General features: G+C 44.6%; 1 rRNA gene. It reads left to right on the top strand.

Annotation, left to right across the window (positions count from 1 at the left end):
* Positions 1-72 (top strand): 16S ribosomal RNA (locus AC1ECF_RS17800); the annotation flags it as partial.
* Between the last annotated feature and the right edge of the window lie 170 nt (positions 73-242).

Below are 242 nucleotides of genomic sequence, written 5' to 3'. Positions count from 1 at the left end.
GTGGGATAGATGATTGGGGTGAAGTCGTAACAAGGTAGCCGTATCGGAAGGTGCGGCTGGATCACCTCCTTTCTATGGAGAATCGTTTCCCGCGTGGAAACATTCAAATAAGCAGGTTCTTAGAACCTGCGCAACTCACTCGTTGCTCAGTTTTGAGAGCTCAAACTCTCAAACAGCTTGCTTTTGCATGGAGCTTGTTCTTTGAAAACTAGATATCGAAACGAAATTTTGCGATTTAGAAC

Source organism: Psychrobacillus sp. Z3-81 (genome assembly GCF_056620325.1).
The sequence above is the reverse complement of the archived record's forward strand: the minus strand, read 5'-3'. Positions and strand labels throughout refer to the sequence as shown.